The organism is Arthrobacter sp. B6, assembly GCF_001663775.1.
GTDB lineage: Bacteria > Actinomycetota > Actinomycetes > Actinomycetales > Micrococcaceae > Arthrobacter.
In genome coordinates, this window is record NZ_KV467168.1 from 662,234 (window position 1) to 684,113 (window position 21,880).

Here is a 21,880-nt window from a genome sequence, read left to right on the forward strand (position 1 = left end):
TGCTTTCCGCCTAGACGCTGAAGCTGTTGGCGGGTTTCGCCGAGTGCTTGAGCTTGAAGCTGTCCGGTTCGGTGAAGGGCGCGGCGCCGATGCTGAGCTTGGTGAAGTCCAGGTCCTCGCCACGGCTGCAGACCTTGATGGCGTTGACGGCTTTGTTCACGTCGGGGCACAGGCAGTAGATGTTCAGCTTGTACTCGCTGAATTCAGAACGTTCAACGGTGCCCAGCCCGCGCCAGGCCAGGTGGCTGATGAGTGCATCCTTGGCTTTTTCCTCAAGGTAGCGGTCCCTGTCGGTGCCGTCCTTGGTCTTGAGGGCGAACTGCGCCACAACCCAGAACTGCTCCTCGTCGGGGATTTCGGCGTAGCCGTCCTCCGCGCACTGCACGGCAAAGGCATCCATGAGGCCTTCCGCTGCCGCGGCATCGGCGACGTCGGTCTCTTCGGTCTTGCTCTGGTGGCCCACTACGCCGTAGTTCATGACGAACTGGCTGTAGTCCTCGTCGAACCAGCCTTCCCGGAAGTGCAGCACTCCCTCGTCGTCCCGTTTGTAGACCCTGATGATTCCGCTCATGACCGTCCCTTCGTGAACCATCCGACGTCTGTTCCGTCGAACGGTGCGTGCTGTGCCTTGACGGCCTGGTAAAGCTCCTCCGCGGCGGCCTGGATGTCGTCCACCAGCCGGTCCGGATAATTCATGGCAATGCCGTGCTCGGCGAATTCATCCTGGTCGTCGATAAAGACACCGCGGCCCGCCATGCGGATGACGTCCAGGTCCATGTCGATGACGTGGAACTCCGTGACGGCAGGCCGGATGTCCGTCCACTCATGGGCAACGGCAAGGTCCACGTACACGCGGACACCGTTGGGGTGGGCGGAGTCGTAGAACGTGGCCACCCAGTCTCCCGAGCGCGGCACCAGCAGCACGGCGTCGGACCGGGTGTAGAACGCGGCGCCGGGCCGGGAGCAGAACTCGTTGGTCCCCTGGAAGATCCACCAGCCGTGCCGGTCCTCACCCAGGTACCGCCCGGGTACCACCCAGTGGGCCTTGCCGTTCCACTTCCGGTTGCGTGCCACCACCAGCTGGCCGGGTTGCAGGCCGGCCGGAACCCGCGTGGTGCTGCTATGGATCGCCGGTCCGCTGTCCCCGGTTGCGCCCGGGTACTTCAGTGAGTCTTCTTCCCTCACAGAATCGGAAGGCTGCCGGTGGTGGGGTGTTGCTGCCCCGGGAGGGGACGCGCGAAGGGCACCTTTGTGCCCAGAACCTGGGCGACGACGTCGTGCGTTATCTGCTGGGCGGTCAGCCCGACACGTTCCATGACCTGGGTCCTGGTGCCGTGGTCCAGGAACTCCACCGGCAGGCCCACCTCGTTCAGGGCAGTATCCACCCCGGCGGCGCGCATCTCCTGCCGGATCCGCGACCCTACCCCGCCGGCGCGGACTCCGTCCTCGATGCAGATGACCAGGCGGTGGTGGGAGGCCAGGGCAATGATGGAGCGGCGCACGGGCAACGCCCAGCGTGGGTCCACCACGGTGGTGCTGATTCCCTGTGCACCCAGGCGGTTGGAAACGTCCAGGGCCAGCTCGGACATGGCCCCGACGCTGACGATCAGGACATCGTTTTCGGTGGAGCCGGACGGGCGGCGGGCCAGGACGTCCACGCCATCGTTGAGCCGTTCGATGGCTTCCACCTCGGCGCCCACGGTGCCCTTGGAGAACCGCACCACCGTGGGGGCATCCGAGATGGCAAGGGCCTCGCGCAGTTCTTCCCGCAGGCGTGAGGCGTCGCGGGGCGCGGCGAGGTGCAGGCCGGGCACGATCTGGACCATGGACATGTCCCACATGCCGTGGTGGCTGGCACCGTCCGGCCCCGTGACGCCGGCCCGGTCCAGGACGATGGTGACACCGGCCTTGTGCAGGGCGACGTCCATCAGGAGCTGGTCGAAGGCGCGGTTCAGGAACGTGGCGTAGACGGCGACGACGGGGTGGAGCCCGCCGAAGGCCATCCCGGCGGCGGAGGTCAGGGCGTGCTGCTCGGCAATCCCGACGTCGATCACCCGGTCCGGGTGCCTGGCGGCAAACTTGTGGAGGCCCACGGGGATGAGCATGGCGCCGGTGATGCCCACGATGTCGGGCCGTTCATCGGAAATTTCCGCGATCTCGTCGGCGAAGACCGACGTCCAGGACTGGGCGCCGGCAGTGCCCGTAGGTTCGCCCGTTTCGGGGTCGATGATGCCCACGGCATGGAACTGGTCCGCCTCATGGGCGCGGGCGGGAGCGTAGCCGTGGCCCTTTTCGGTCATGGCGTGCACAATGACCGGGCCCCCGTAGTTCCTGGCGGTGGACAGGGCGTGCTCCATGGCCTGGAGGTTGTGTCCGTCCACCGGTCCGATGTATTTCATGCCGAGGTCTTCGAACATGCCCTGCGGCGCCCACCAGTCCTTGATCCCTTTTTTCAAGGCATGCAGGCTCTTGTAGGTGAACTGGCCCACGGGGCCGCCGTTCTGGAGCTTCTTCTTCCACCAGTCCATGGCTCCCTCGTACGCGGGGGCGGCGCGGAACGAGTCGATGGTGGGGCGCAGCGATGCCAGGTAGTCTGCGAAGCCGCCGACTGTGGGCGCATAGGAGCGGCCGTTGTCGTTGACCACAATCACCACACGGCGGCGCTTGTCAGCTGCAATGTTGTTGATGGCTTCCCAGGCCATGCCCCCGGTCAGGGCGCCGTCGCCGACGACCGCGACCGTATAGCGGTCGCCTTCCCCGGTGAGCTGCCGTGCCCTGGAGATGCCGTCCGCCCATGACAGCGACGAGGAGGCGTGTGAGCTCTCGACAATATCGTGCTCGGACTCCGCCCGGGACGGGTAACCGGACAGGCCGCCCTCCTGGCGGAGGGTGCTGAAGTCCTGGCGTCCGGTGAGGAGCTTGTGCACGTACGACTGGTGGCCGGTATCAAAGACGATGCTGTCCCGGGGCGAGTCGAAAATCCGGTGGACGGCCAGCGTCAGCTCTACTACCCCAAGGTTGGGACCGAGGTGTCCGCCGGTCTGCGAGACATTCGTGATCAGGAAACTCCTGATCTCACCGGCGAGTTCCGCCAGCTGCTCTTCGGACAACTCGTTCAGGTCCTGCGGATTCCGGATGGCGTCCAAGAGTCCCAATGACCCCTCCTTCAGGTGGTAGACGTGCCTGTTAACTCTAACGCCTCGGCTCAAATCCAAAGCCGAAGCCCCGGCTGGTCGGTGACCGGCCGGGGCTTCGTCAAGGTGTTGCCTGAGCGGAGAAAACCGTTAGTTTGCGGAGATCTGGCGCAGGACGTACTGCAGGATGCCGCCGTTGCGGTAGTAGTCGGCTTCGCCCGGGGTATCGATGCGCAGGACGGCATCGAAGGACTTGGCGGTGCCGTCTTCAGCGGTGGCGGTAACCTTCAGCGTCTTGGGCGTGGTGCCCTCGTTCAGGGCGGTCACACCCTCAACGGCGAAGGTCTCGGTGCCGGTCAGCCCCAGGGTGGCGGCGGATTCACCGGCCGGGAACTGCAGGGGCAGGACCCCCATGCCGATCAGGTTGGAGCGGTGGATCCGCTCGTAGCTTTCGGCGATGACTGCCTTGACGCCCAGGAGCGCGGTTCCCTTGGCTGCCCAGTCACGGGAGGAGCCGGAGCCGTACTCCTTGCCTGCCAGGACCACCAGCGGGATGCCGGCTGCCTGGTAGTTCTGGGAGGCGTCGTAGACGTAGGCCTGCGGGCCGTCGGCCTGGGTGAAGTCGCGGGTGAAGCCACCCTCCACGCCGTCCAGGATCTGGTTCTTGATGCGGATGTTCGCGAACGTGCCGCGGATCATGACCTCGTGGTTTCCACGGCGCGAGCCGTAGGAGTTGAAGTCCTTGCGCTCCACACCGTTGGCCAGGAGGTACTGGCCGGCCGGGGTGTCCGACTTGAAGGAGCCGGCCGGGGAGATGTGGTCGGTGGTGACCGAATCGCCCAGCTTCAGCAGTACGCGTGCGCCGGCGATGTCCTGCACCGGTTCGGGCTGCGCCTTCATGCCCTCGAAGTACGGGGGCTTCCGGACGTAGGTGGACTTCTCGTCCCAGGCGAAGGTGTCACCGGCGGGGGTGTCGAGTGCCTTCCAGCGGTCGTCGCCGTCGAAGACGCCCTCGTAGCCGCGGGCAAACATGTCCTTGTCGATGGAGGAATCGATGACCTGCTGGACCTCAACCGGGTTGGGCCAGATGTCCTTCAGGAAGACGTCGTTGCCGGCTTCGTCCTTGCCGAGGGAATCGGTGTCGAAGTCGAAGTCCATGGTGCCGGCCAGGGCGTAGGCGATGACCAGCGGCGGCGAGGCCAGGTAGTTCATCTTCACGTCCGGGTTGATCCGGCCTTCGAAGTTGCGGTTACCGGAAAGGACGGCGGTGACGGAAAGGTCGTTGGCCTGGATGGCCTCGGAGATCTCAGCGTCCAGCGGGCCGGAGTTGCCGATGCATGTGGCGCAGCCATAGCCCACGATGTAGAAGCCGAGCTTCTCCAGGTAGGGGGTCAGGCCGGACTTCTCGTAGTAGTCGGTGACCACTTTGGAACCGGGGGCGACAGAGGTCTTGACCCACGGCTTTGACGCGAGGCCCTTTTCCACAGCGTTGCGTGCCAGCAAAGCGGCGGCAAGCATGACGGAGGGGTTGGACGTGTTGGTGCAGGACGTGATCGAGGCGATGGAGACCGCTCCGTGGTCCAGCTCGAACTCGCGGCCGTCTTCGGTCTTGATGTGGACCGGGCTGGACGGGCGTCCGTGGGCGCCGTTGGCGGCGGACACAACGCGGCTGGTCTCGGTGGTGTGCGAGTCAGCGTGCGTGAAGGACGGCGCATCCGAGGCGGGGAAGGATTCGTCCAGGGACTCGTCCACGCTGCCGTCTTCGATGGCGACGTAGTTGTGGATGTCCTTGCGGAACTGCTCCTTGGCATCCGTCAGCTCAATACGGTCCTGGGGACGCTTGGGGCCGGAGATGGAGGGAACAACCGTGGAAAGGTCCAGCTCAAGGTACTCGGAGAACTTGATTTCACGCGAAGGATCGTGCCAGAGGCCCTGTTCCTTGGCGTAGGACTCCACGAGTGCAACATTTTCGTCCGAGCGGCCGGTGAGGCGCAGGTAGTCCAATGTGACGTCGTCGATCGGGAACATTGCGGCGGTGGAACCGAATTCCGGGCTCATGTTGCCGATGGTGGCGCGGTTGGCCAGCGGCACGGCCGCAACGCCTTCACCGTAGAATTCCACGAACTTGCCTACAACACCGTGCTTGCGCAGCTGCTCGGTGATGGTCAGCACAACGTCGGTGGCGGTGGCGCCGGCCGGGATGGAACCGGTCAGCTTGAAGCCCACAACGCGCGGGATGAGCATCGACACGGGCTGTCCCAGCATGGCCGCTTCGGCTTCGATGCCGCCAACGCCCCAGCCCAGGACACCCAGGCCGTTGACCATGGTGGTGTGCGAGTCGGTGCCAACGCAGGTGTCGGGGTAGGCGCGCAGTGCACCGTCGACCTCGCGGGTCATGACCGTGCGGGCCAGGTATTCGATGTTGACCTGGTGCACGATGCCGGTTCCCGGGGGAACGACCTTGAAGTCATCGAATGCGGTCTGGCCCCAGCGGAGGAACTGGTAACGCTCGCCGTTCCGCTGGTATTCGATCTCCATGTTGCGCTCCAGTGCGCCGGAGTTGCCGAATGCGTCGATCTGCACGGAGTGGTCAATCACCATTTCCGCAGGAGCGAGGGGGTTGACCCGCTTCGGGTCACCGCCGAGTTCCTTGACCGCTTCACGCATCGTCGCCAGGTCCACCACGCAGGGAACGCCGGTGAAGTCCTGCATGATCACGCGGGCAGGCGTGAACTGGATTTCTGTATCTGGCTGGGCATTCGGGTCCCAGCCTGCCAAGGCACGAACGTGATCGGCAGTGATGTTCGCGCCGTCCTCGGTCCTCAACAGGTTTTCAAGCAATACCTTGAGGCTGAACGGAAGGTTTTCTGCACCTTCAACGGAGTTCAACCGGAAAATTTCGTATTCGGTTCCGGCTACATTAAGTTTGCCTTTTGAACCGAAGCTGTCCACAGTGCTCATCGCAGGACTCCTCTCGCAACAGTTTCATCTTTGTCGCGCGGTTGACCGCTTGCTAGTTAGGCAGGCCTAATTAGTGCAGGCCCTCAACATTGCATGGGGTCACCCGTGAATACGGAGCGCGACGTGGGACTACTAAGGGCCATAGTAGTCCACTTACCTCCCGCGTCATCGGCCCGGCCTCAGCAAAGCCACCGTCTCCAGGTGATGCGTGTGGGGGTAGAGGTCCAGGGCCCGCAGGCCGGCCAAGGACCAGCCACCCTGCTGGAAGTAACCTACGTCACGGGCGAATGACGCCGGGTCGCACGACACATAGGCAATAGCCCGCGGACTCGCGGCGATCAGTTGGCCCACGACCGCCTTGCCGGCGCCGGCGCGGGGCGGGTCCAGCACGATGGCATCAAAATTGCGCGGTTTCTGGCGGAGGACGCGCTCCACCCTTCCCTGGATGATCTCCACCTGGGGTGCTCCGTGCAGGTTCTTGCGGGCATCCCTGCTGGTGCCGGGAGCGCCTTCCACCGACAGGACGGAACCGGTTTCGCCCACGGCATCAGCAAGGGGCGCCGTGAACAATCCGGCTCCGGCGTAGAGATCGGCAACCACCGAACCTGGCGACAGGAAGCCGCCATCCCGCAGAAAACCTGTGACCGTCCCCACAAGCGCTTCGGGCGCGTCGCGGTGGATCTGCCAGAAGCCCGCGCCGGTGACCCGGTAGTCATGTCCCGCGGCGGATTCCTGTACCCAGGTCCGTCCGCGCAACTGTTGCACGTCGTCGGTGAGCGGATCGAACGTGGCCACCGAGACGTCGTCCGGGAGCTGGGCCGCGACGGCGCTGAGCCGCTTGGGCTTCGTGCCGGGAGCGGGAGCAAGCAGCACCAGTGGACGCGAGCCGTTGGCAGGCGCCGCCACCTCCACGCGTTCGATGCCCTGCAGGTCAAGGTCCCACAGGCGCAGGCGGTTGATGCCCTCCGAGGCGAGCGGCATCTCCCGCAGGGGAATGATGTGTTCGGAGCGGTGGGCATGCATGCCCAGCCTTCCGCCTGAGGTGACCGAGAAACTGGCCCGCGTCCGCCACCCGAGGCCGGTGCCGGCGTCGTACGTTGATCCTGCACCTGCACCATTGCCGGCCACCGCCTCAACTGTGGTCTCGCCGCCGGGGAGCCGGCCAACGGCGGCGAGCCGCTGGAGCTGTTCGCCCAGGACGGCTGCCTTCAGGCCTCGCTGGCGTTCAAGGGAGATATGGCCAAACTCGGCGCCGCCCACAGGCGGGTGGCCGTGGGCCCAGGCCCTGCGGGAGTCGGCGGCGTGCCAGAAGTGCTCCACCCGGTCCGGGGACGGTTCGAGGACATCCACCACGTCTGCGCGCCAGAATTTGGCTGATTCACCCGCGTCGGTCAGCCGGACACGGACTTTCTCACCGGGGATGGCATGCCGTACGAAGATCACCCTGCCCTCATGCCGTGCCACGCAGTGGCCACCGTGGGCCACCGGGCCGACGTCGAGCACCAGCTCCCTTACCTCCTTGGCGGAAGCGGACTGGGACTCGGTCTGGGTATGGGTGTGGGAGCTCATTGGATATCCTGCAGGTTTTTTGCTTCTTCGGATGATTTCAGCTGCCACGGAACACTGGCCACCATCACGCCGGGTTCGAAGTGCAGCCGGGTCTTGATGCGCAGCGCTGTCTGGTTGTGGACCAGCTGTTCCCACCATTTGCCCACGACATATTCGGGGATGTAAACCACGATGAGGTCGCGGGGGGAATCGCGCCGCATGTTCTTTACGTATTCCATGATGGGCGTGATGGTATCCCGGTACGGGCTCGCCAGCACCGTCAGCGGTACCGGGATATCCAGCTTTTCCCAGTCGGCCACGGTGTGGGCCGTTTCTTCGGCATTGATGTCCACTGTGACGGCGTCCAGCCGCGACGGACGTGACGCCCGCGCGTAGGCGAGCGCGCGAAGCACAGGCTTGCGGACATGCGAGACGAGCAGGACCGCGTGCACCCGGGACGGCAGCGCACGCGGAGAGGAGTCCTCATCCACGGCCAGCTCCTTGGCCACGTTGTCATAGTGCGCCCTGATGCTCCACATGATCAGGAACAGGATCACCATGGCCAGCACAGCTATCCAGGCGCCCTGCTCAAACTTGGTGACCAGGACGATGACCAGCACCAGGGCTGTCATGCCGAAGCCAATGCTGTTGATGGCGCGCGACTTGAACATCCGCCGTCGGACTGTTTTATTCCTGGCAAGCTTGAGGTGCTTCCCCCAGTGCCGGATCATCCCCAGTTGGCTGAGCGTGAATGAGATGAAGACACCCACGATGTAGAGCTGGATCAGCTTGCTGACGTCGGCGCCGAAGGCGATGATCAGCACCAGGGCACCGGCGGCGAGGGCCAGTACGCCGTTGCTGAACGCCAGCCGGTCCCCCCTGGTCCGCAGCTGGCGGGGCATGTACCCCGCCTGCGCCAGGATGGAGCCGAGTACCGGAAATCCGTTGAAGGCGGTGTTCGCGGCGAACACAAGGATGAGTCCCGTGGCGGCCACGACAATAAAGAAGAGGATGGACCCCGGCCCAAAGATGGTCTGCGCGATCTGGCTGATTGCCGGGCTCTGGATGTAGCCCTCGGGCAGTGGCAGGCCGTTCACGAGCAACTCCGTGGCGGGGTCCAGCACGATGTGGACCTTCATGGCATTGGCCAGGTAGATGATTCCGGCAAGCATGGAAGCCCCAAAGACGCCGAGCAGCAGCAGTGTTGTAGCGGCGTTTTTGCTTTTCGGCTCCTTGAAGTTGGGCACGCCGTTGCTGATCGCCTCAACACCCGTCAGCGCCGCGGCGCCGGAGGAAAACGCGCGCAGCAGCAGGAAGGCGCCGGCCAGGCCCACCAGCCCTTCATCAAAACCAGGGGCCGGGACAATGGTGAACCCCGCGGACGGCGCTTCACGCAACTGGCCGGTGGCGGCCTGGAAGATGCCCACCGCCGTCATGCCCAGGATCGAGGCCATGAAAATGTAGGTGGGGACGGCGAAGAGGCCGCCGGCCTCCCTGACTCCGCGGAGGTTGAGAATGGCAAGGATTGCGACGCCGATGCTCGCGATGAGCGCCTGTTGCCCGTACAGGGCGGGCACGGCCGTGGTGAGGTACGTGGCCGCCGAGGACATGGAGACCGCAACGGTCAGGACGTAGTCCACGAGCAGCGCCGATGCCACCGTGAGGCCGGCGAACTTGCCGAGGTTCTCGTTGGCGATCTCATAGTCACCACCGCCGGACGGATAGGCGTGCACGTTCTGGCGGTAGGACGCCACCACGGTCAGGAGCACCACCATCACGGCGAGGCCCACCCACGGCGAGAACGCCACCGCGCTCACGCCGGCCAGGGCAAGCGTGAGGAGGATTTCGTCCGGAGCGTAGGCAACGGAGGACAGAGCGGAGGAGGCAAAGACCGGAAGTGCGATCCGTTTGGGAAGGAGGGTGTGGGGGAGCCGGTCGTTCCTGAAGGGCCTGCCCACCAGCACCCGTTTTATGGCGTTCAGCATTGTCAGCACGATTATTCCTTGAGACTACTCACGACGCCCCACTTCTGTTGAGCACTAGAGCAACCTTACGACACTGCCATCCGGCCCGATCCGGGCCCATGGCGGCGTCGGCCGTCGGCATCGGCCGCCTGCGGCCCGCTCCCTCAACGGCTCAGGTCCCGGGATCCGGTGGGCGCCGGCCACGGCACCCGTGTCGGTCGGCTGAAAACATCGCCGTGCAGTGCCGGTAGAGTTCTAGCAGCAGCAACGGGCCAGGGAAGTTGAGGAGATACGGGTGGCGCATTTCGTGATCATGGGATGTGGCCGGGTGGGTGCAACGCTGGCGCATACGCTCGAGGACGCGGGCCACTCAGTGGCCATTATCGACCAGGATGACCGCGCTTTCCGCCGGCTCCGCCAGGGCTTCACCGGCCGGAAGGTCACCGGGGTCGGGTTCGACCGGGACACGCTGAAGCAGGCCGGGGTTGCCGAGGCGTACGCGTTCGCAGCGGTATCCAGCGGCGACAACTCCAACATCCTGGCCACCCGCGTTGCCCGTGAGACGTTCCACGTCCCGCACGTCGTGGCCAGGATCTATGACCCCGGCCGCGCGGAGATCTACCAAAGGCTTGGCATTCCCACTGTCGCCGCAGTGCGCTGGAGCGCAGACCAGGTCCTGCGGCGCATCCTTCCAGAACAGCACCTCGCCGGTGATTTCCGGGAACCGTCGGGCCGCCTGGTCCTTGCGGAACTGGATCTCGACGCCGGCTGGATCGGTCACCGGATCAGTGAGATTGAGAAGGCTGCCAGCATCCGCGTCGCCTACCTCACCCGGTTCGGCGAGGGCATCCTCCCGGAACCGGGCATGGCCTACCAGGACGGCGACACGGTCCACGCCATGCTGCTGGTGGACCGGAGCCCGCAGGTCGCCCACATTCTGGCTAAAGCACCCGCCAAGGAGTCGTCGTGAAAGTTGTCATCGTGGGCGCCGGCAGCGTCGGCTCGTCGATCGCCCGGGAGCTGCTGGCGCACAAGCATGAGATCCTGCTCATCGACCTCAAGCCTGAGGTCATCGGACGCAGCGGACTCCGCGGTGCGCACTGGCTGGTGGGCGACGCCTGTGAGCTCAGCACCCTGCAGGGCGCCAAAGTGGAAGACGCGGACGTCGTTGTCTCAGCCACCGGAGACGACAAGGTCAACCTGGTGGTATCCCTCCTCGCCAAGACAGAATTTGGCGTCGGCCGCACCGTGGGCCGGGTCAACAATCCCAAGAACGACTGGATGTTCAACGACTCCTGGGGCGTTGATGTCGCCGTCAACACCCCCCAGCTGATGACCGCGCTGGTGGAGGAAGCGGTGGAGATCGGCGACCTCGTCCGGCTGCTGACGCTCCAGACCGGGGTGTCTTCGATCGTGGAGTTCACTGTGCCGCACGATTCACACGCCATCGGCCTTACCGTGGGTGCAATCCAGTGGCCTGAAGACGCCACGCTCGTGGCCATCCTGCGGGACCATGCGCCCATCACCCCCAGCCGGGATGACGTGATAGATGGCGGGGACGAACTGTTCTTTGTCACCACCATCGCGGCAGAAGACGAACTCCGCGCCCTGCTGTCCCCGGATTCAGCCGAGGCTTCCGACGACGGCGACCGCCCGGAGGGCGTCCAGCCGGTAGAGGCTCAGGTGCCCGAGGACGACGGTTTCGACGGCTGAATTGCGTCGCCGGCCTGAACCGGACGCGTGAGCAGCCAGGCAATCCAGATGCCCAGGATGTACAGTGGCGCACCCATGATGAGCCGTGTCGTTGCCAGCGCTGTGAGGCCTTCGCCGCCCATGAGGTACAGGGGAACCTGCACTACAAGCCGCAGTGCAAGGACGGCGACAATGATCCAGGTCCCCAGCCGGTACGCCTTCAGGCGGGCAGGGTCCTTGCGCCAGTCCAAGCCCTCGTTCCGGATCAGGCCGAACAGCAGGCCGGCAATGGGCCACTTTGCGAAGATCGAAACGACCATTGCCAGGATGTACGCCGCATTGGTGAAGAATCCGGGAAGGTAAAAGTCTTCGGCCTTACCCGTCGTGTTGGCGAGCCATGCGGAGATTCCCACACCCACCACACCGGCAAGGGCCTGGGTCAACGGCCGACGCTGCACCAGCCGCACCACAGTGAAAACCGCTGCGGACGCCAGGGCTGCCACCAGTGAAAGAGTCAGCTCGCGGGTGACGGTGAAGGCAATGAGGAAGACCAGCCCCGGGGCGATGCTCTCAGCGATGCCCTGGACGCCGCCGGCACTGCGCAGGACGTCGACCCGGCCGTCATGGGTGCGGTGCAGGCCGGCTTTTGCGGCGTATCCCCCGGCGAGCGATGCCATCGTCGGCGGCTCCTGGGCCGGTTCAGAAGGCTTCTCGGGCTGCTGGGGCGCGGTCATTCGTTCTCCTGGCGGGACAGTATTTCGTAGCGTGGGTTGAACATCGTGGGCAGCCCCTGGCTGTGCGTCAGCATGCCTTCAAGCCTGACTTCGGTCCCGGCGTCGATGCCCGGAACACGTCGCCGGCCAAGCCAGATGACGCGCAGGCGGCCTTTGGCCGGCCGGGAGCCTGCACGCGGACCTTCCGAATCGGTGACAATGGCCGTAAACGCGGCTGTCTGGTCGGCCGGAACGTAGGTGACCGATTCGATGTACCCGTGGCAAACCACCCGGCCCTTGTCCGGTAGCTCGCTGACGGACAGTCCGGCTCCCCCGTGCGGGAACGGGGCACCCTGGGGGGAGTCAGCCAATCTGTGTGATCTCCGGCCCGCGTTCGGGTTCCTGCAGCGCAGGGGCGCCGGGCGGCGGCGTCGCAGTGGCGTCCTTGGGGAGGCGGAGCTGGAGGAGGTCGCGGGGCGGCATGGGGCTGTCGCCGCGGATCACCACAACCTTGCGGAACAGTGCTTCCAAGGGGACTGCCGCGTCACGGTCGGTGGCCGCGGCTCCGCCGAGGACTCCGCGCAGGAACCAGCGCGGTCCATCAATGCCGACGAAGCGGGCCACCCGGTAGCCTTGGCTGCCGTCCGGGGCGCCTGCGGGAAGCTTGGCCACCAGCTCGGTACCGAACTGGCCCTGGACCTCCTCGACCTGCCCGCCCTGGCTGCCCACGGACTGGCCGATCTGTTCCCGGATTTCGTCCCAGAGACCTTCGGACTTGGGGGCAGCGAAGGCCTGGAGCTGCAGGCTGGAGCCGTTCAGGTCCATGGTCACGGCCACCACCCGCTGGGTTGCTTCTTCCACCTCAAGCCGCAGCTGGAGTCCCTCGCTGGGGGCGATGAGGAGTGCACCAAGGTCCACGTAGCCGTCACGGCTGGTGATTTCGGAAACGTCAAAAGGCCCGGTTGCGCTGCGGCCGGTTGTGTCCGTTGACTCTTCCGCGGCTTCCTCTGCCGGCACCGGGGCGTCCGGTTCGGCTGCTTGTTCCTTCTTGGCTTTCCTGCCGAGCCCAAAAACCATGGGTCGTCTCCTTAGTTGTGAATATGCCTGGCCGGCGGTCCCGCCGTAAACCTTGCGTCCTGCCGTAAATCATCAGTGCCGGCCGGCGGCCGCGCGCACCGGCCGTGCTGTGCACCGGTCCTGCTGAGCCACGGCACTGCTGCGGCAGGGCGTCAGGCTGTGGGAGGGGTGAATCCGCCGGTAGAACCGAATCCGCCGGCACCCCGCACTGACGCGTCCAGTTCATCGACGCGGACGAACTGTGCATACTCCACCCGCTGGATGACCATTTGTGCAATTCTATCGCCGCGCCGCAGTTCGATGTCCTGCGAGCTGTCCGTATTCAGCAGCGTCACGGAGATTTCACCGCGGTAGCCGGCGTCCACGGTGCCGGGCGCGTTGACGATCGTGAGCCCGTGCTTGGTGGCGAGGCCGGACCGCGGATGGATGAGCGCCACAAAGCCGTCAGGCAAGGAAATGGAAACCCCGGTGGGGACCAGTTTCCGCTCCCCCGGCCGCAGGACTACGTCAACGCGCGCGCGCAGGTCTGCACCGGCGTCGCCCGGGTGGGCGTAGGACGGGGCCTCCAGGCCGGCGTCGAGCATTTTCAGCTGTACCTGCAGGGTGGGGGCGCCGAGCAGTGCGGGGGCCTGGGGTTCGGAAGCGGTTTCTATTGTGGCAAGTTCGTCAGTCACAGTCACTCACTCTAACGCCCGCCTGCGTATTCGGCCTAGCTTGGGCGGCTCCGGACCGAGATGAAATAGCCACCCAAAGATGGAAAGCTGGGTGCATGCCCGAATCAAGCTCCGCCGTGCCGGTTCCCAACAGCCCTTCCGCCAGCCCCTCGGTTGTTTTCCGGGAGAAACTCTGGCCAACGCCGTGGGTGTGGATCATCGCCGCCGGGCTGGCGGGGGCCGGCATTTTGGTGTTTGCGCCGATCAGCGCTGCCGCCGGCTACACGGCTGCAGCGGTTCTTTTCGCCATCATGGCGGTCCTGCTGGTGCTCTCCACCCCCACTATCACGGTCACCCAGGACTCCCTCACTGTCGGACGGGCCACCATCGAGCGCCGGTTCGTCGGCGGGGTGCAGGCGTTCCGCGCCAAGGAAGCGACGGCCGAGCGGGGCACCAGGCTCAACGGGCTGGCCTACCTGTGCATCCGTGGTTGGATCGACCCCGTAGTCAGGATCGAAATCACCGACCCCTCGGACCGGACGCCATACTGGCTCACCTCCACGCGGCGTCCCGAAGAACTCACGGCCGCCCTGTCTGCCAAATAGCAGCTGTCCGCCACACATCCGGCGCGAACGCACACTTGTGGCCCTGCTGCGGCGGGGCCACAAGTGTACGTTCGCGCTTCATCTACCGGCCTCGCAGCTGCCTCCCGGTTCAGCCTTCGCACTCCACGCAGTAGAACCGGCCGTCCTTTTCCCTGGCGATCTGTGACCGGTGCCGTACCAGGAAGCACGACGAACACGTAAACTCATCGGCCTGGGCGGGGACCACCTGGACCAGGAGCTCTTCGCCCGAAAGGTCCGCCCCGGGAAGTTCGTAGCCCGCTGCGAGATCGCTCTCGTCCTCCTCAACCACCGCCGTGGGCTTCTCCGCACGCCGGGTCTTCAGTTCCTCTATGGAATCCTCGTTGAGGTCTTCTTCGGACTTGCGCGGCGCATCGTAGTCGGTGGCCATTTCCTCTAACCTCGCTCCATTTCCGGTGGCCGGTTTACCACCTGCATAACGCCGGACCCTTTGCGTTTGTGCCCTGCGTGGGGCACATCTTTCCGCAAGCCGGAGGTAAAAGCCAGAGCGTGTTCCGGGCCGCACTGGGCTGGCCCCTTGGACGGCGACGTCCCGCGTTGCCCTGCCGCGCAAAGACCCGGAAACCCCGGAATATCGCGGCGCGCCCTATCTCCTAACCCAAAAAGGGACTGCCGGGTGGCAGAGTTTCGATTGATAGTAATGCCAGGGTGGAGGATTTGTATGCAGGATCTACGGCTTGTAGGCGTACACGACGACGGAGAGCATCTCCTGTTGAGCGGTGCCGGCGGCGAGATGTTCCAGCTGCCGATCGATGAAGCACTGCGGGCGGCCAGCCGGCCTTCGGCCAAGGCATCGTCCGCCGCGCCGCCCGTTGCCATGTCCCCGCGGGATATCCAGGCGAGGATCCGCAGCGGTGCCACCGCCGCGGAGGTGGCGGAGCTTTCAGGGCTGCCCCTGGCAAAGGTCGAGCGGTATGAGGGTCCTGTCCTCGCCGAACGTGAGTACGTTGCCCAGCAGGCACGGAAGATTGAGGTGGCTTCCCCTTCACCCGGCCACGACGCGTACCGTTCCGCTTTTGGCGACAACGCGGCCTCCCTGGACGACATGGTGGCGCACCGGCTCAGGGCGCACGGCATTGAACCGTCGTCCGTTGAATGGGACTCGTGGCGCCGGCCGGACGGCAGCTGGACTGTTGCTGCCCGTTTCGAGGCAAAAAAGGACGGCACAGCCGGCATCGGTGAGGAACCACCGGCCCTGTGGACGTTCAGCCCGGCCCGCAAGGCCTTGCAGAATGCCAACCGCTGGGCGCAGCAGCTCAGCGAGCTGGAACCCCTCGACGGCGTTGTTCCGGCCCGGCGGCTGACGGCCGTCTCGGACCGGCCCTTTGACTTTGAGACGGACGCTGAGGCGGCCGCGCGCCATTCCGGCGGCCCGCACACCGGCCCGCACACCGGCCCGCACACCGGCCCCCAGGCTGTGCCGCAGGCCGGCAAGGATGGCGACGGCCTGCTGGACATGCTGCGTTCACGCCGCGGCCAGCGGCTCGGTGTGGATGAAGACGCCGACGACGCCTTGGCGTTGCTCCTCACGCACGGCGTACCTGCGGCCCATCCGAGGCCGTCCGAGGTGCAGCCTGAACCGCAGCAGCAGGAGCCGGCCCTCCCCGGTCCGGGCTCCGAGCCGGACGCTCCGGCGGCGCAGGCCGATCCCCTGACCCGGAGGCGTGACGCCAGGCCGTCCATGATGTCCCGGCTGAGCCTGATTCCTTTGCACAAGGAGGAGGACGACGACGATGACGTGCTGAAACTGCACGACGGCGTCAGTACCGAAACGCGTGAAATCACCATCGTGGCGTCCCCGGCCCGGCCGGCCGGCCAGGGCACTCCTCCTCCCCCGCCGTCGCAGGATTCCGGCCACCCAGGTGCCGGCGTCGGCCTCGAGGAACTGTTGGGGGGCCGCAGCAACCGCCGTGCGCAGGACGATACTGCTCCGTCCCGTGCTGACCGGGATGCTGAGGTGCCGGAGAGGCAGCCCTCCAAGCCGAAGCGTTCCAGCATTCCGAGCTGGGACGAGATCGTGTTCGGGACCAGGGGCGACTAGCGCGCCGTTCCGCCTGAACCGCGCCACAGGCAGGCGTCCGTCTCGAACGGGAGCAGCTGGTCCTGCTCTGCCATCAGGTTGGCTCCGTGCGCTGTCACGCGCCGCATGTAGTGCCGGCGGCACAACGTTTCGTAGCCCACCACCGGAAGCCGACCCTCGGTCCCGGCTGCCGCGGGGTCCAGGGCCATATCCACATCGCCCACCACCACCTGTGCACCTTCCATCACCATCACGCCGTCCACCGTGCGGGCATTGTGGGTTGCCCGCCGGCCGCACCAGCACAGCGCCTCGACCTGCAACACCTGGACCCGGTCCGCGAGTTCGATGAGCCGCTGGGATCCGGGAAACAGCCTGGTGCGGAAGTCCGCGCTGATCCCAAAGGCGAAAACGTCGACGTCGATCTCGTCCACGAGCCGCGCCAGTTGCTCCACCTGGCCGGGTGAATAGAACTGGGCTTCATCACAGATCAGGTAGTCCACCCGCTGTCCGCGCGTGCGCCGCGTGACCACCTCGTCCCAGAAGTCGGTACTGTCCGTGACCTCGACGGCGTCGGTTTCCAGCCCGAGCCTGCTGGAGATCCGGGAGCCGCCGGCGCGGTCGTTCCTGCTGAACCTGACCCCGCCGCGTCCGCGGGCCCGGTGGTTGTAATCCATCTGCAGGGCCAGCGTCGACTTCCCGCAGTCCATGGTCCCGGAGAAGAACACCAGTTCAGCCACGCCCGGCCTTCCTGCCTTCCGCGGTGAAGCACAGCAGCGGGACTTCGCGTTCGGCTTTGGTCAGCGAGCCGTGCTGGCCTACCACGTCCATGGCCGCCGGCCGGACCCGCCGTTTGTCGTAAAGCGCCAAGGCGTCGCGGGCCGCGATCATCACGTCGCCGATCCTGGATTCCACGGCGGGACGCAACGCCCCGAACAGGCCGCCGGCCACCGCCTCTTCCCGGGTGAACGCCCAGATCCTGTCGCCGAAACGGTTCCGCCAGGCATCCGCCAGGCGCTCTCGGCCGCCGGCATCCACGCCTTCCTCAAGGTAGAGGTGCACCATCCTGGGCTCCCCCGCGGTGTGCCGCACACCGGCGATAAGGGCGGGATCCGCCGCATAGTCGATCCTCTGCTGCGGCGGGACGTCAAGCATTCCGTGGTCGGCCGTGAGCAGCACCGTGGTGCCGGCCGGGAGTACGGCGTTAAGTCGCTTGACGGTGGCGTCCAGCTCCTCAAGCTGGTGCTCCCATTGCTCCGACTGGCAGCCGTACCGGTGGCCGGCCTTGTCCAGCTCGTTGACGTAGAAGTACATCAGTGCCGGCCCGGCGGCAGCCATGGCGTCGGCAGCAGCACCAGTGCGGGCGTGGGAGGTGGTGCCGGAGATGAAGCGGCCGCCGCGCAGGGCTGCCTGGGTCATGGGTGAGTTGCCGAACTGCGGCAGGCTGACGGTGCTGACGTCCACCGACGCAGCGGCCCGTTCGAAAACCGTGGGGAACGGCTGCCAGGCGAGCGGGTCGACGCCGGCGTCCCAGTTGCCGAGCATGTTCACAACTTTGTCCTGGTCAGGGTCCAGGACGTCGTAGCCCACCAGGCCGTGCTGGCCAGGAGCCAGGCCCGTCCCGAAACTGGCCAGCGCCGCAGCGGTGGTGGACGGGAACGTCGAATCCAGCCAGACGGGGACGGAACCCTGCCCGTTGTGCATCACGGACCGCAGGAACGGCGTGTGCGCGGATTTCTGCTTCAACAGGTTCCGGCCGAGTCCGTCAGCCAGGACCACGCAAATACGTGACGACGGCGGCAGGTCCAGGGTGTTGCTGAACCCGTCCACGCCAAGGCTTGCGGCGGCGCTGGTGAGCACGTCCGCGATGGAGCGCTGGCCGAAGGCCGGAGCGTGCGGCAACGCGGCCGTGGCGGCCCTTTCGGACGCAGAAGGTGGGACTGCCGTTTTTCCGTGGTCCGGCATCAGCGCTGCTGGTGTCCGCGGCTGAGGCGGTTGCCGAAGACGCCGGCACGCGGGCGCGGCTGCATGGGCTGTGCCGAGTGCAGGACCGGGGAGGATGATCCGGTGTTGACTGCCCGCAGCGCACGGGCGAAGAGTTTGGCGTCCTGGACGGCTTGGAGCCCGTCCGCTTCGGCGCTGATCCGCAGGACAATGTCCTCCTGGGCGATGGTTCCGCTGTAGCCGTGGTCGGCTTCGCACTGCGGGTCCCCGCAACTGGCCGGGCCCATGTCCAGCCGCTGGCCGCCTGACCAGGCGATGGCCAGGGTGACCTCGCGCACGGGATCGGAGGGCTTGTAGTTCTGCGGCTGGGCGTACATGTAGCTGAGGACCACCGAACGGATCTGTGCCACGGGGACGGATTCGGTGGAAATCTGCGCCACGATCTGTTCGCCGGCTTCGTCCAGCTGCTGGTCGTCCACATGCGTGATCACCAGCATGTCGGAGGTGAGCACCAGGACCGTAATGTGGCGCCGGACTTCGGCCCGGTCAAAGTGCGTCTCAAGGTGGACCAGGTGGGCGACGCAGTCGCGGCCGTCCAGGGCGTCGTCGACAACGTCGGCCACAAGCCGGGGGTAGAAGCCTGCCTTCTGGAGGGCCCCGTCAAGGCTCTGGCCCTGGGCGCTGTGGCTGTGTGAGCTGTGGGGCCGGGTGGCCTGGTTGTCATTGCCGGGCGGTTGAGGCGTCGACGTGGGAGGCTGTGAGCTCATTCCCCCATTTTCACAGATCAGCCGGGGACTTGCTAACTGCGGCTAGCCCAGCATGGCCCGCCGGGCGCTGTCCGTACGCTGGGCCGCGTTCCCGATTCGGACGTCTGCGGCAAGGATTGCCACGCCCTCTGTTCCGCACAGCACCGGGTTGAACTCGACAAGGGAAATCTCCGGGTGGTTGTCCTTCATCCAGGCGAGCCGGCCGGCGAGTTCCTCCAGGGCGGCCACATCCACGGCGGGAAGGCCCTGGTAGCCGAAGAGTTTGCGCGCGGCCTTAGGACTGCGGATGAAGTCCTTCACGTCAGCTGCGGACAGGGGCGGCACCCGGTGGGCCCAGTCGTCCAGCAGGTTGACGGCGTCGCCGGCCAGGCCGAACGAGATGACCGGGCCCAGCAGCGGGTCCTCAATGGCACGGAAGGTGCACGCCTGCCCCACGGGCGCCATGGACTGCACCTCCATTGAGGGCGAACCGTACGGTGCCAGCGAGCGCTGCATCTGCGCGATGTTCCGGCGCAGCGAGTCGGCGTCCTCGATGTCCAGGCGCACGCCGCCCAGGTCCAGGCGGTGCCGGAGCGCCGGTTCTGTGGTCTTGACTGCGACGGGCCAGCCAAGCGAGTCCGCCGCGCCGACGGCCTGGTCAGCAGTTTCGAAGCCGAGGGATGGCAGGACGTGGATCCCGTAGTACGCCAGAAGCATTGCGGCTTCATCCTGGCCGAGCTCTTTGAGCTGCTCGCCGTGGACGTCTGCGAGAAGCACATCCAGGCTGGCGCGCGCCCCGTCCGGGTCGCATCCGGCGGGCTCCACAAAGTGGCCCTGGTCCCGCGCCACCCATTCGGCGTACCGGACCACGGCTGCCAGCGCGGCCACGGCAGCCCCGGGATTGGAGAAGCACGGAACGGCGGGGCCTTCACCGACCATCCCTTCGACGTAGATGGACGGGTCCAGAATGCCGGTGAAGGCCGCCACCACGGGCTTCCCGGCTTCGGCGGCGCACTCGGCCAGGACCCCGGCGATGTTGTCGACGGTCAGGCCCCGCGCCGGAAGCAGCGCCGCCACGACGGCGTGCACGTGCTCGGATGCCAGCGTGTCCTGGAGGCTGCGCCGGAGGGCCGGCAGCGCAAGGGACATGCCGGCGTCGAAATCCACGTCAGTGACCAGGTGGCTTACACCCAGGCCGTTGGCCAGGGCACTGTCCGCCACGACTTTGCCGAGTGCCTGGGAATTGCTGACGATGGCAAGTTCAGGGCCTGCAGGCAGCGGCTGTCCCGCCACGATCTGCGCCACATCCATGAGCTGTTCGATGGTCTCGACCCTGATGACGCCTGACTGTCGCATCATGGCATCGAGTGCGCCGGCGGGCGCCTGCGTGGTGCGGACGGCGTGCCCGGGCGGAAGCCTCAGGCCCATGGACTCGGATTTGGCCACAATCACCGGTTTGGTGCGCGCCAGCCGCCGGGCGAGGCGGGAGAACTTCCGCGGGTTCCCGATCGATTCCAGGTAGAGCGCCACCGCGGCGGTATCGGCGTCGTCTTCCCAGAACTGCATCATGTCGTTACCGGAGACGTCCGCCCGGTTGCCCGCCGACAGGAACGTGGAGATCCCCATCCTGCGCCTGCTGGACGCAGCGTAGAGCGCCACGCCGATCGCCGCCGACTGGCTGAACAGGCCCAGCCCGCCCCGCTGCGGCATGGTGGGCGCCATGGAGGCGTTCAGCGATATTTCCGGGTGTGTGTTGACGATTCCGAGTGAGGCAGGCCCGATGACGCGCATTCCGTTGGCCCGCGCCTTCCGGACCAGCTCCCGCTGGCGTGCGAGGCCGCGTTCGCCGTCGTCCCCGAACCCGGCAGAGGCGACCACCGCGCCCTTGACGCCTGCGGCGGCGCAGTCGTCCACCACGGTGGACACTTCCTCGTACGGGACGGCGATGACCGCGAGTTGTACCGGATTGGGGACCTCGGTCAGCCGGCCGAAGGACAGCATGCCGGCGAGCTCAAGAGCCTCGGGATTAATCGCATATACGGGCCCGGTAAAGCCGCCTTCGATGATGTGCTCCAGCAGCTGGTAGCCCACCGTCCCCCATTTGCGGCTGGCCCCGATCACGGCAATGGACGACGGCGCCAGCAGGTCACGCACGCTCCTCGCCTCCGCGCGGTGCTCGCGCGATTCCATCACTGCCCGGGACTTGTCCGTGGGACCTATGTTGAACTCGAGGCTGACCACGCCGTCGTCGAAGTGGCGTTTGACGTCGTAGCCGGCGTCGGAGAACACCATGAGCATTTTCCGGTTTTCCGGGAGCACTTCGGCGCTGAACCGGCGGATCCCGTTTTCCTGGGCTGCCGCGGCGAGATGTTCCAGCAGGATGGAGCCGATGCCCCTGCCCTGGTGCGCGTCGGCGATGTTGAAGGCGACCTCGGCCTCGGTGGGATCGTCAAGTCTGTCGTAGCGCCCGATCCCGATGATCTCGCCGCCGATGGTGATCACAAAGGCCACGCGGTCCCGGTAGTCCACCTCCGTGAAGCGCTTGAGCTCCTTGCTGGAGAGCCGGGCTTTGAAGGCAAAGAAGCGCATGTAGATGGAGTCCTGGGACTGGCCCGTGTGGAACGCCTGCACGGCGTCGGAATCGGAGGGGTGGATGGGCCTCAGATGCGCTGTTCCGCCGTCCCGCAGGACGACATCGGCTTCCCAATATTCCGGATATACGCCGTCCCCGGGCTGATCCACCATAGGCTTAGCCTAGCCAAAAACTCCCGCAGCACACCCCAGTGC

19 protein-coding genes are annotated in these 21,880 nt (G+C 66.1%); 4 read left to right on the forward strand and 15 right to left on the reverse strand.

Going from position 1 to position 21,880, the window contains the following annotated elements:
* Nucleotides 1-10: 10 nt before the first annotated feature.
* The 6 genes from AU175_RS02815 to AU175_RS02840 form a co-directional block, all read right to left on the reverse strand.
* Entirely contained in the window at nucleotides 11-571 is a 561-nt protein-coding gene (locus AU175_RS02815; protein WP_066285659.1) for a hypothetical protein, read from the reverse strand.
* On the reverse strand, nucleotides 568-1,185 hold the full coding sequence (locus tag AU175_RS02820) for a DUF402 domain-containing protein (RefSeq protein ID WP_082978992.1): 618 nt from the start codon (nucleotides 1,183-1,185) through the stop codon (nucleotides 568-570). Before AU175_RS02820 ends, AU175_RS02815 begins: the two co-directional genes overlap by 4 nt.
* Nucleotides 1,182-3,155, reverse strand: a complete 1,974-nt coding sequence (gene dxs, locus AU175_RS02825) for a 1-deoxy-D-xylulose-5-phosphate synthase (RefSeq protein WP_066285660.1) — start codon at nucleotides 3,153-3,155, stop codon at nucleotides 1,182-1,184. The genes AU175_RS02820 and dxs overlap by 4 nt, the downstream gene beginning before the upstream one ends.
* 129 nt (nucleotides 3,156-3,284) lie before the next feature.
* Complete coding sequence (gene acnA / locus AU175_RS02830; RefSeq protein ID WP_066285662.1) at nucleotides 3,285-6,095, reverse strand: aconitate hydratase AcnA; 2,811 nt, start codon at nucleotides 6,093-6,095, stop codon at nucleotides 3,285-3,287.
* Between the two features lie 165 nt (nucleotides 6,096-6,260).
* A complete protein-coding gene (locus AU175_RS02835; protein WP_066285667.1) occupies nucleotides 6,261-7,664 on the reverse strand; it encodes a class I SAM-dependent RNA methyltransferase in 1,404 nt (467 codons plus the stop codon).
* On the reverse strand, nucleotides 7,661-9,628 hold the full coding sequence (locus AU175_RS02840) for an APC family permease (protein ID WP_066290439.1): 1,968 nt from the start codon (nucleotides 9,626-9,628) through the stop codon (nucleotides 7,661-7,663). Before AU175_RS02840 ends, AU175_RS02835 begins: the two co-directional genes overlap by 4 nt.
* 274 nt (nucleotides 9,629-9,902) lie before the next feature.
* Between AU175_RS02840 and AU175_RS02845 the strand changes: the two genes are divergently transcribed.
* Together AU175_RS02845 and AU175_RS02850 are read left to right on the forward strand one after the other, a co-directional pair.
* Complete coding sequence (locus tag AU175_RS02845) at nucleotides 9,903-10,577, forward strand: potassium channel family protein (protein ID WP_066285668.1); 675 nt, start codon at nucleotides 9,903-9,905, stop codon at nucleotides 10,575-10,577.
* Nucleotides 10,574-11,320 carry a potassium channel family protein gene (locus AU175_RS02850; RefSeq protein ID WP_066285670.1) on the forward strand — a complete coding sequence of 249 codons (747 nt, stop codon included), beginning with the start codon at nucleotides 10,574-10,576 and terminating at the stop codon, nucleotides 11,318-11,320. Before AU175_RS02845 ends, AU175_RS02850 begins: the two co-directional genes overlap by 4 nt.
* Here AU175_RS02850 and AU175_RS02855 read toward each other — a convergent pair.
* The 4 genes from AU175_RS02855 to dut form a co-directional block, all read right to left on the reverse strand.
* The gene (locus tag AU175_RS02855) at nucleotides 11,287-12,033 is read right to left on the reverse strand and encodes a DUF3159 domain-containing protein (RefSeq protein WP_066285674.1); all 747 of its coding nucleotides are present in this window, start codon (nucleotides 12,031-12,033) and stop codon (nucleotides 11,287-11,289) included. The two genes, AU175_RS02850 and AU175_RS02855, sit on opposite strands and share 34 nt — an antisense overlap.
* Complete coding sequence (locus tag AU175_RS02860) at nucleotides 12,030-12,383, reverse strand: hypothetical protein (protein ID WP_066285676.1); 354 nt, start codon at nucleotides 12,381-12,383, stop codon at nucleotides 12,030-12,032. The genes AU175_RS02855 and AU175_RS02860 overlap by 4 nt, the downstream gene beginning before the upstream one ends.
* Entirely contained in the window at nucleotides 12,376-13,089 is a 714-nt protein-coding gene (locus AU175_RS02865) for a DUF3710 domain-containing protein (RefSeq protein WP_066285677.1), read from the reverse strand. The genes AU175_RS02860 and AU175_RS02865 overlap by 8 nt, the downstream gene beginning before the upstream one ends.
* Before the next feature lie 152 nt (nucleotides 13,090-13,241).
* Nucleotides 13,242-13,763, reverse strand: a complete 522-nt coding sequence (dut, locus tag AU175_RS02870) for a dUTP diphosphatase (RefSeq protein WP_066290444.1) — start codon at nucleotides 13,761-13,763, stop codon at nucleotides 13,242-13,244.
* A gap of 95 nt (nucleotides 13,764-13,858) precedes the next feature.
* On the opposite strand from dut, the gene AU175_RS02875 reads away from it, so the two are divergent.
* The gene (locus AU175_RS02875) at nucleotides 13,859-14,347 is read left to right on the forward strand and encodes a DUF3093 domain-containing protein (protein WP_066285679.1); all 489 of its coding nucleotides are present in this window, start codon (nucleotides 13,859-13,861) and stop codon (nucleotides 14,345-14,347) included.
* Nucleotides 14,348-14,456: 109 nt separating this feature from the next.
* Here AU175_RS02875 and AU175_RS02880 read toward each other — a convergent pair whose 3' ends face one another.
* Nucleotides 14,457-14,756, reverse strand: a complete 300-nt coding sequence (locus tag AU175_RS02880; protein ID WP_066285680.1) for a DUF4193 domain-containing protein — start codon at nucleotides 14,754-14,756, stop codon at nucleotides 14,457-14,459.
* Nucleotides 14,757-15,047: 291 nt separating this feature from the next.
* On the opposite strand from AU175_RS02880, the gene sepH reads away from it, so the two are divergent.
* The gene (sepH, locus tag AU175_RS02885; RefSeq protein WP_066285681.1) at nucleotides 15,048-16,427 is read left to right on the forward strand and encodes a septation protein SepH; all 1,380 of its coding nucleotides are present in this window, start codon (nucleotides 15,048-15,050) and stop codon (nucleotides 16,425-16,427) included.
* On the opposite strand, the gene AU175_RS02890 is transcribed toward sepH, so the two are convergent.
* The 4 genes from AU175_RS02890 to AU175_RS02905 are packed head-to-tail and all read right to left on the reverse strand — an operon-like array spanning nucleotide 16,424 to nucleotide 21,838.
* Entirely contained in the window at nucleotides 16,424-17,143 is a 720-nt protein-coding gene (locus AU175_RS02890) for a thymidine kinase (protein WP_066285683.1), read from the reverse strand. The genes sepH and AU175_RS02890 overlap by 4 nt on opposite strands.
* Entirely contained in the window at nucleotides 17,136-18,368 is a 1,233-nt protein-coding gene (locus AU175_RS02895; protein WP_066285684.1) for an alkaline phosphatase family protein, read from the reverse strand. The genes AU175_RS02890 and AU175_RS02895 overlap by 8 nt, the downstream gene beginning before the upstream one ends.
* A complete protein-coding gene (locus tag AU175_RS02900; RefSeq protein WP_066285686.1) occupies nucleotides 18,368-19,114 on the reverse strand; it encodes a DUF5998 family protein in 747 nt (248 codons plus the stop codon). The genes AU175_RS02895 and AU175_RS02900 overlap by 1 nt, the downstream gene beginning before the upstream one ends.
* Before the next feature lie 42 nt (nucleotides 19,115-19,156).
* Entirely contained in the window at nucleotides 19,157-21,838 is a 2,682-nt protein-coding gene (locus tag AU175_RS02905) for a bifunctional acetate--CoA ligase family protein/GNAT family N-acetyltransferase (protein ID WP_066285688.1), read from the reverse strand.
* Between the last annotated feature and the right edge of the window lie 42 nt (nucleotides 21,839-21,880).